Here is an 8,943-nt window from a genome sequence, read left to right as displayed (position 1 = left end):
CCGTCACCTTTCAAGCGAAAGGTGACGGGCCGCCGTCGTGCACTTAGGAACGCCGTTGTTCCTAAGGGGTCTAGCCCAGACGGGTCTTGAGACCGTCCAGTTCGGACTGGAGAGCCGCCGGGAGGGACTCGCCAAAGTTGGCGAACCATTCCTCGATGGATGCCAGCTCGGTTGACCATTCGTCGGCGTCGACGCGAACTGCGGATTCAACCTCAGCGGGGGTCATGTCCAGGCCCTCAAGGTCGATGGATTCACCGGTCGGAACGAAACCGATCGGGGTCTCCACGGCGTCGGCCTTGCCTTCGAGGCGTTCGATGGCCCACTTGAGCACGCGGGCGTTGTCGCCGAATCCGGGCCAGGCGAAGCCACCCTCGGGGGTGCGGCGGAACCAGTTGACCAGGAAGATCTTCGGCAGGCGTTCCGGGTTGCCCTTGGCCGACAGGTTGACCCAGTGGTTCAGGTAGTCACCTGCGTCGTAGCCGATGAACGGCAGCATGGCCATGGGGTCGCGGCGGACGACACCGACGGCGCCGGCGGCGGCAGCCGTGGTTTCCGAGGACAGCGTGGAACCCATGAAAATACCGTTGGACCAGCTGCGGGCCTCGGTGACCAGCGGGATGGTGGTCTTGCGGCGGCCACCGAAGAGGATGGCGGAGAGCTCCACGCCTTCAGGGCTGAAGTACTCCTCGGCCAGCATGTCGATCTGGTCGATCGGTGTGCAGAAGCGGGAGTTCGGGTGGGCCGCAGGCGTGTCGGAGTCCGGAGTCCAGGACTCGCCGCGCCAGTCGGTCAGGTGCGCCGGAGTTTCCTCCGTCATGCCTTCCCACCAGACGCCACCGTCGTCGGTCAGTGCAACGTTGGTGAAGATGCTGTTGCCCTTGGCAATGGCGCGCATGGCGTTGGGGTTGGTGCCCCAACCGGTGCCGGGAGCGACGCCGAACAGGCCGGCTTCGGGGTTGACGGCGCGGAGTTCGCCTTCCTTGCCAAAGCGCATCCAAGTGATGTCGTCACCAAGGGTCTCGACCTTCCAACCCTTGATGGTGGGGTCGAGCAGCGCAAGGTTGGTCTTGCCGCAGGCGGACGGGAACGCAGCGGAGACGTAGTAGGTCTTCTGCTCGGGGGAGGTCAGCTTCAGGATGAGCATGTGCTCGGCGAGCCAGCCCTCATCGCGTGCCATGACGGAGGCGATGCGAAGGGCGTAGCACTTCTTGCCCAGCAGGGCGTTGCCGCCGTAGCCGGAGCCGAAGGACCAGATGGAGCGCTCTTCGGGGAAGTGGACGATCCACTTGTCCGGGTTGCAAGGCCATGCGACGTCGGCCTGGCCGGGTTCCAGCGGCGCGCCCAGCGAGTGGAGGGCCGGAACGAAGAAAGCGTCGGTCGCGGTGATGCGGTCCAGGACGTCCGTGCCGATGCGGGCCATGATGCGCATGGAGGCTACGACGTAGGCGGAGTCGGTGATCTCAACGCCGAACTTGGGGTCTTCTGCATCGAGGTGGCCCATGACGAACGGGATGACGTACATGGTGCGGCCGCGCATGGAACCGGCGAAGAGTCCGCGCAGCTTCTGCTTCATCTCGGCCGGAGCCATCCAGTTGTTGGTGAAGCCTGCGTCGCGTTCGTTCTCGGAGCAGATGAAGGTCTGCTCTTCAACACGGGCGACATCAGCGGGGTCGGAGAACGCAGCGAAGGAATTCGGGAAGGTTTCCGGGTTGAGTCGCTTCAGCGTGCCGGCTTCGACGAGTTCGTCGGTGAGCTTCTTGTTTTCTGCCTCGCTGCCATCAACCCAGTGGATGCGGTCAGGCTGGGTCAGCTCGGCAACTTCCTCAACCCAGGCCAGCAGGCGTGCATGCGTAGTAGGTGCCTTCTCAAGCAGCGGCAGTCGCGCCAGATCGCCCATTGCGGTTCCCTTCCTCGGGTTCAGTGGTGTGTCCTAAACGATAGGGGGCGCGGACCAGACCATTCCGCTGTCAGACATCGGACATCCAGCTGGCTGAAAAGTAAAAATCCCTAGAATTCAAGGTTCTCGTTTTCGGAAGGGCGATTTTAAGTGACTAAGGTCACGTAGACCGGTCTAGTTGCGCAGATTACAGCTTTTCGATTTGGAACTTCACATGAACTTCTGTAAAGTTTATTGAGGTTCGAGGGGGTCAGAGAAACAGACCGCCGAGAATCACGCGAAATGCGCCCATAGCTCAGCTGGATAGAGCGTCTGTCTACGGAACAGAAGGTCAGGGGTTCGAATCCCTTTGGGCGCACAGATGAAGACCCGCACCGGTTCGCCGGTGCGGGTCTTTTGTTTCCCCAAAACCCAAGTAGGTCGCAGTAAACGTCGTACTGAGGGCTCAGTACGACGTTTACTGCGACTCAGTTGGGTGAGGGTGGGGCTAGATGCCCGGGGCGAAGGGCATCGGCGGGACGTAGGAACGCCTCCGGGCCCTCGGAATGTCGTGAACCGGAGCAGCGCCGCCCACAAGATTGGTGAGCGTTCCGAGTCTCTCCACCGTCAGGCTTACGACATCGTCCCGCTCCAACGCCGGAGGCGCCTCGGCTCCGTACCAACCCCAGAACTCGGCCAGGCAACCTCCGCCACTGGTTCCGGACCCCAGGATGTCGCCGCGACGAACCCAGGTTCCCCGGCTGGCATAAGACACCAACTCGGCAAAGTTCCAGGCCATGTTGGCCAGTGAATCCGTGGCAAGGACCTTGCCGTTCACGGAGACGCTCATGGTCAGATCCAGGAACCCGTCCGAGGCAACATCTTCGAGCTCGTCCTTCGTGACGAACAGCGGCCCCAGGGATGTCGCTGTGTCCTTGCCTTTGGCTGGTCCCAGGCCCACGGTCATTTCTTCACGCTGCACATCCCGGGCCGACCAGTCATTGAGGATCATGTAACCGGCGATGTGCTTTTCCGCCTCGGCCACAGAGAGGTTGAAGCCGTCCGTGCCTATGACTGCCGCGACCTCCAACTCAAAGTCGAACTGTCGGGAACCCGGCGCCATGGGAACAATTGCGTTGTGGCCTGTCGCCGCATGCGGATTGGTGAAATAGAACGACGGCGCCTGGTACCAGGCGTCCGGGACACCCTTCTCCGGGGCTACTGAGCGCAAGGCCCCCTCCGTGTGCTGCTCGAAGGTGATGAAGTCCCGGATGGTGGCGACCTCAATGGGCGGCAGAAGCTCAACGCCGGCAAAATCCACAAAGTCACCGTCGGCGGCAATCCCGGGAAGGGAGATCACCCCAAACGCGTCCAGCCCTGCCGGATATAGCCGGCCAGAGACCAAGTCCGGATTGGCCAGCCCAAGGCGGGGAACGCCGTCGAGCATTAAGCGGAAGAACTTCATTTGCCCGCCTCCGAATCCAGAATCGCAACTGCGCGCGTCCACCCGGCGGAGGCTCCGTGGATTTTCACCGGGAAACACGAGACCTGGAACCCCGTGGCAGGCAAAGCCTCAAGGTTGTGCAGTTTCTCGATGTGGCAGTAGCCGATCTCCATCCCGGCCTTATGGCCTTCCCAGATCAGCGCGTTGTCCCCGGTTTCCACGTAGCGCTTGGCCGTGTGGATGAAGGGAGCGTCCCAGCTCCAGGCATCGGTGCCGGTGACGCGGACGCCACGGCTGGTGAGGTAGAGGGTAGCTTCGCGTCCCATCCCGCAGCCTTTGCTGAGGTAGTCATCGAAGCCGTACCGCGCGCCGGCCGCGGTGTTGACCACCACGATGTCTCCCGGCTGGAGCTGGTGCCCCACCCGCGACAGTTCAGCCTCGACGTCGTCGGCCGTGGCGACGTAGCCATCATCGAAGTGGCGGAAGTCGAGCTTCACTCCGCGGCCGAAGCACCATTCCAAGGGAACCTCATCGATGGTGATGGCGCGCGCTCCCCCGTCCATGGTGGAGGCGTAGTGATACGGAGCGTCCAGATGCGTACCGGTATGGGTGGTGGCATTGATGCGCTCAATGGCCCAGCCTTCCGCCCCCGGCAGATCCGCCTCATTCATCCCGGGGAAATAGGACACCAGGTCCTTGGCGGTTTCCCGATGGGTGAAATATTCGATCTCGGGCGTCATACCCGGCGGATCCGAGGCGATTCCCCCGCGGAGACTGACGGACAGGTCTATAAGGTCAGGCATTGTTGATGGATTCTTTCTGAAGGTAGGGGTCGGTTGCCGCGTGTTCCGCAGAGGAGCCGCGGTGGGTATGGGGCAGGAAGAGCATGAGAGCGCCACCTGCCAGGAAGACGGCGCCGGAGAGAATGAGCCCCGAAGAGAATCCCCAGGACGCGGCGATTCCGCCCATGGCCAGAGGGGCAAAGGCCGCGACGCCGCGCCCGATGTTGAAGCAGAATCCGGCGCCGGTTGTGCGGATCCTGGTGGGGTACAGCTCCCCGAGGTAGGAGCCGAACAGGCCGGCGAACGTCATGAAGAACGCGTACAGCGGGCCCATCCACAGCAGGACGGCCTGGTTGGTGACCAGTCCATACAGGGGCATCAACAATCCGGTGCCGGCCAGCGAGAGCATGATGGCGTTGCGGCGGCCGATCCTGTCCGCGATCCAGCCGAACACGATGTACCCGGCGAACATACCCAGGTTCAGGATGGTCATGAACAGGCTGACCTGCCGGGGATCGAGGCCGCGCTCTGTCGCCAGGTAGCTGGGCATCCACGTTGATGCACCGTAAAAGCCGACGAAGGCGCAGACTGCAACCAGGGTGGCGAAGATCGTGCGGCGCCGATAGCTGCCAGTGAACAGTTCTTTGACGGTAACGGTGGACGCCTGCTGCCCCGCGCGCTCTTCCAGCCAGGCCTTGGACTCGGGAAAGAAGAACACCACCATCAACAGGGGCAGAAGTGCGGACAGCCCCGTGACCAGGAAGAGCATCCGCCAGTCGGGCATGAAGACGCCTGCGATCAAGGCCGCACTGGCGCCGCCGAGCGGGTACGCGGCAAGCACGAAAGCCACCGCCCGTCCGCGCTGCTGCGCCGGCCAGGTTTCAACGATGTACGTGGACAGGACCGACCAGACTCCCCCAAGGCCAATGCCCGCCAGGAAACGGAGCGCCACGAAGATGCCATAGTTGGGCACGACAAACAGCGCGGAGGTCAGGACGACGAACACCACCATGGACACGATGAGCGCGAGTCGGCGCCCCCGGTTATCGGCCAGCCATCCTGTGATCACGCTGGAGCAGCCCATGCCAAGCAGCGTTGCCGTGGCCAGCAGTCCGCCCGCCAACGGAGTGAGCGCCAATTCCTTGCTGATGGCCGGGAGTGCGAAGGAAAGCACCGCAATTTCGAGGGCATCGAAGAGGTAGATGACGAATGACCCAATGAGGATGAACCATTTGGTTCCACGTTTCATGTGGAAATCCCTTCTGAAGCGGGCGACGTTGCCCGAAGCGAAACAGAACTTTGACACTCGTTCAGTTTCTTGTGGGATAGAATTTATACACCCATTCAGTTTGTGTCAACGGTTATCACTCAGGGAGCTATAGGCTGGAACCCATGTCCACAGAAGTACAGGGGAATACGGCAGGAACTCGCCGTCGGGAGCAAATCATCGACGTCGCGGTGAAGATGTTCGCCGACCGGGGCTTCGAGGCCACCACCATGCGGGCGGTCGCCGAGGAAACCGGGACCACCGCACCGTTGGTCATCTACCATTTCGCCACCAAGTTGGAGCTCTACAGGGCGGTCTTCGCCCGTTACCAGCACCTCAACGAGGAACGGCGCCGGCAGGTCCTGGCCGTCGAGACCTCGGCGGGTGACGCCGTCGAGCGCATTGTTGACGCATTCCTCATGCCCACCCTGAAGGCCCAGGAAACTGAAGACGGGAAGCTGTTCGCCCGGCTCGTTCTCCGCGAGGCTTCCGATCCGGGCGCCCACGAACGCGGCATCCTGGCCGAATACTTCGATCCCATGGCGCGGGACTTCATTCAAGTGATGCGCAAGGCCCTGCCCAACAAGCCGCCGGGATTCCATGAATGGGCCTACATGTTCGGGGTTGGCGCACTCACCGGCACGGCACTTCCCCAGAGAATCGCGGCCCTCTCGGACGTCAGCAACATCAACGATTTCCGCTACGACTACCTGCGCTCGGTGCTCGTGGCGGGCTGGCGCGGCGCCGCACCCAAGTAGGTAACAGATAACGCTCCACTGACGGCCCACTGGAGCATGTGCTGTCACCCAGTTGGGTGTACGACGGCGGCCCTTGGGTTGGGTGCGTTACTCGCCCACGGCCTCGCTGATGCGGCGGCGGATGCCATCGAAATGCCGGTTGAGCAGTTCGGCGGCCGTGGCCTTGTCTCCGGCGGCTACGGCTGCGTAGATGTCCCGGTGCATCGCGGCTGTCTTCACCAGGTCCTCGTTGCCGGGACCGATCTCCACGTGGATCTTGCGGTACACCTTCCAGAAAACACCCATCAGATTGATCAGGAGCTCATTGTTGAGGGGTTCAAAAAGCCGGCGGTGGAACTCGGCATCGGCGGCGACGAAGTTCTCGCCGGCTGCTGCCAGCTCCTCCATCTGCTTGACCGATTCCTCGATGGAAGACAACTGTTCCGGCGTCATGACGTCGATGGACGAGCCGATCAGTCCGGACTCGAGGGCCTGGCGGACATCGACCAGTTGCAGCGCTTCGAGCCCTTGGTGGCGGAGCGACAAGCGGCCGCGGAACGTGAGGCCGTCGGCGAGCGCATCAAAGTTGCTGGGGGCGACGAACATGCCGAACCCGTGGCGGATCTCAATGACGCCAAGCGCCTGAAGGACCTTAAGGGACTCGCGCAGGGTGTTCCGTCCGACACCCAGGGCTACTGACAGTTCGCTCTCCGTGGGCAAGGGATCGCCGGCCTCGAGCTCGCGTTCAAGGATCAGCTCCATAATGTCCGACTGCAATGCACGAAGGCGTGCCTGTGCACTGAACCGCGCTTGCGGAACCACACCGGAAGTTGTCATGGCGCTCTCCTTGCCAAAGCGCCCGCCGGTACGGCCGGAGGGCGCGGTGTTAATATTGAGGCGAGCTTAGCGCCCACCGCAGAATGAGTGACTCGCAACATACAATATCGGATGTCCCACGTCCTTGATAAGTATGTCCCGGGAATTCCCGAGGATTTCCCGCTATCACTGGCCTTCACCTCATGGACAGGTGGCCACAGCCAGTTCCTCCGGCAACCAACCCCGCTTGACGTTCCGTTGTGACCGCCCTTACAGTTTCCATACGAGCATCGGACGTCCTACATCCGATAACCCACGAAACTCGATTGGTGAGGCACCCTATGAGCAAGACGATCCAAAGCCTGCCGCTGGTCAACGATGCCAGCCGCCGGAACTTCCTGAAGCTAAGCGGCGCAGTTGGTGCAGCAGCCGCCTTCACGGCAACCCTCTCTGCGTGCGGCGGCGCTGCCAGCACCACAACCGGAAACGCAACGAACACCGCTGCAGTAAACAAGGACCTCACTATCGAGGCAGGCATCTCCTACGCGCTCTCAACGGGCTTCGATCCGCTGAGCTCCTCAGGTGCCACCCCGATGGCCGCCAACCTGCACATCTTCGAAGGCCTCATCGAACTGCACCCGGCAACCCGCGAGCCCTACAACGCACTGGCTGCCTCGGACCCCAAGAAGGTCAACGACACCACCTACCAGGTGACCATCCGCGAGGGCGCCAAATTCCATGACGGCACCCCCGTCACCACCGAGGACGTGGCCTTCTCCTTCACCCGCGTGATGGATCCGGCCAACAAGTCGCTGTTCTCCCAGTTCATCCCGTTCATCCAGGACGTCAAGCCGGTTGATGCCAAGACGGTGGAGTTCACCCTCAAGTACGCCTTCCCGGGCTTCGGTCCGCGCATCTCCGTGGTCAAGATCGTTCCCAAGGCCCTCGCCACGGACCTCAAGGCCTTCGACGCCAAACCGGTTGGCTCCGGCCCGTACAAGTTGGTCTCCGCAGTCAAGGACGACAAGATCGTCTTCGAGGCCTTCGCCGACTACAACGGCCCCAAGCCTGCGCTGGCCAAGGGCATGACCTGGCTGCTCCTTTCAGACGCCGCCGCCCGCGTCACCGCCGTCCAGTCCGGCCGTGTCCAGGCCATCGAGGACGTGCCCTACCTTGATGTTGACGGTCTTAAGTCCAAGGTCAAGGTTGAGTCGGTCCAGTCCTTCGGCCTGTTGTTCCTGATGTTCAACTGCGCCAAGGCCCCGTTCGACAACAAGCTGGTCCGCCAGGCCCTGCACTATGGCCTGGACAAGGAAGCGATCATCAAGAAGGCCCTGTTCGGTAATGCCAAGGCCGCCAGCTCCTACTTCCAGGAAGGCCACCCGGACTACGTCAAGGCCAAGAACGTCTACGGCTTCGACACCTCCAAGGCCGAAGACCTTTTGAAGCAGGCCGGCGTGACCAACCTCGAATTCGAGCTCCTCACCACGGACACCGCATGGGTCAAGGATGTTGCCCCGCTGATCCTTGAATCGTGGAACAAGATTCCCGGCGTCAAGGTCACCGTCAAGAGCCTCCAGTCCGGCGCCCTGTACAGCGACCGCGTGGGCAAGGGTGACTACTCGGTTGTCGCAGCGCCGGGTGATCCTTCCGTATTCGGCAACGACGCGGACCTGCTCCTGAGCTGGTTCTATTCGGGTGCCACCTGGATGGAAAAGCGTGCCTTCTGGACCACGCCCGAGCGCACCAAGCTGCAGGACCTCATGAACAAGGGATCCCAGGCTTCAGGGGAGGCAGCAAAGAAAACAGTCGCTGAAATCGTGGACCTCGTCTCCGAAGAAGTTCCGCTGTACCCGGTCTTCCACCGCCAGCTGCCCAGCGCCTGGGATGAGAAGAAACTCAATGGCTTCAAGCCGTTGCCGACCACCGGCCTGTCGTTCATCGACGTCGGACGCACCGCCTAGGCGGTCCCCCACCCGTTGCGGGGCCTGCTTTGCGTCCTAAAGCCCCCACTTGGCGCG

7 protein-coding genes and 1 tRNA gene are annotated in these 8,943 nt (G+C 62.2%); 3 read left to right on the top strand and 5 right to left on the bottom strand.

Annotation, left to right across the window (positions count from 1 at the left end; all coding sequences use genetic code 11):
• Nucleotides 1-70: 70 nt before the first annotated feature.
• A complete protein-coding gene (locus ACFUOZ_RS09920) occupies nucleotides 71-1,897 on the bottom strand; it encodes a phosphoenolpyruvate carboxykinase (GTP) (protein ID WP_377547396.1) in 1,827 nt (608 codons plus the stop codon).
• 284 nt (nucleotides 1,898-2,181) lie between these two features.
• On the opposite strand from ACFUOZ_RS09920, the gene ACFUOZ_RS09915 reads away from it, so the two are divergent.
• Nucleotides 2,182-2,255: transfer RNA gene (locus ACFUOZ_RS09915), tRNA-Arg, on the top strand.
• Nucleotides 2,256-2,384: 129 nt separating this feature from the next.
• On the opposite strand, the gene ACFUOZ_RS09910 is transcribed toward ACFUOZ_RS09915, so the two are convergent.
• From ACFUOZ_RS09910 to ACFUOZ_RS09900, 3 genes are read right to left on the bottom strand one after another with little or no spacing between them, the layout of a single operon-like run.
• Nucleotides 2,385-3,341 (bottom strand): fumarylacetoacetate hydrolase family protein, encoded by a 957-nt coding sequence (locus ACFUOZ_RS09910; protein ID WP_377547394.1) that lies wholly within the window; start codon nucleotides 3,339-3,341, stop codon nucleotides 2,385-2,387.
• Nucleotides 3,338-4,123, bottom strand: a complete 786-nt coding sequence (locus ACFUOZ_RS09905; RefSeq protein ID WP_377547392.1) for a cyclase family protein — start codon at nucleotides 4,121-4,123, stop codon at nucleotides 3,338-3,340. Before ACFUOZ_RS09905 ends, ACFUOZ_RS09910 begins: the two co-directional genes overlap by 4 nt.
• The gene (locus tag ACFUOZ_RS09900) at nucleotides 4,116-5,351 is read right to left on the bottom strand and encodes an MFS transporter (RefSeq protein WP_377547390.1); all 1,236 of its coding nucleotides are present in this window, start codon (nucleotides 5,349-5,351) and stop codon (nucleotides 4,116-4,118) included. Before ACFUOZ_RS09900 ends, ACFUOZ_RS09905 begins: the two co-directional genes overlap by 8 nt.
• A gap of 143 nt (nucleotides 5,352-5,494) precedes the next feature.
• Here ACFUOZ_RS09900 and ACFUOZ_RS09895 point away from each other — a divergent pair, with 143 nt between their 5' ends.
• The gene (locus ACFUOZ_RS09895; protein ID WP_377547388.1) at nucleotides 5,495-6,127 is read left to right on the top strand and encodes a TetR/AcrR family transcriptional regulator; all 633 of its coding nucleotides are present in this window, start codon (nucleotides 5,495-5,497) and stop codon (nucleotides 6,125-6,127) included.
• Between the two features lie 87 nt (nucleotides 6,128-6,214).
• Here the strand turns inward: ACFUOZ_RS09895 and ACFUOZ_RS09890 are convergent, their stop codons facing one another.
• Nucleotides 6,215-6,943: a FadR/GntR family transcriptional regulator gene (locus ACFUOZ_RS09890; protein ID WP_377547385.1), complete on the bottom strand. Its 729-nt coding sequence runs from the start codon at nucleotides 6,941-6,943 to the stop codon at nucleotides 6,215-6,217.
• A 320-nt stretch (nucleotides 6,944-7,263) separates the two neighbouring features.
• On the opposite strand from ACFUOZ_RS09890, the gene ACFUOZ_RS09885 reads away from it, so the two are divergent.
• Complete coding sequence (locus ACFUOZ_RS09885; protein WP_377547383.1) at nucleotides 7,264-8,886, top strand: ABC transporter substrate-binding protein; 1,623 nt, start codon at nucleotides 7,264-7,266, stop codon at nucleotides 8,884-8,886.
• The last annotated feature ends 57 nt before the right edge of the window (nucleotides 8,887-8,943 follow it).

It is taken from the genome of Paenarthrobacter sp. NPDC057355 (assembly GCF_042667405.1).
In the GTDB taxonomy this organism is placed as follows: Bacteria; Actinomycetota; Actinomycetes; order Actinomycetales; family Micrococcaceae; genus Arthrobacter.
The sequence above is the reverse complement of the archived record's forward strand: the minus strand, read 5'-3'. Positions and strand labels throughout refer to the sequence as shown.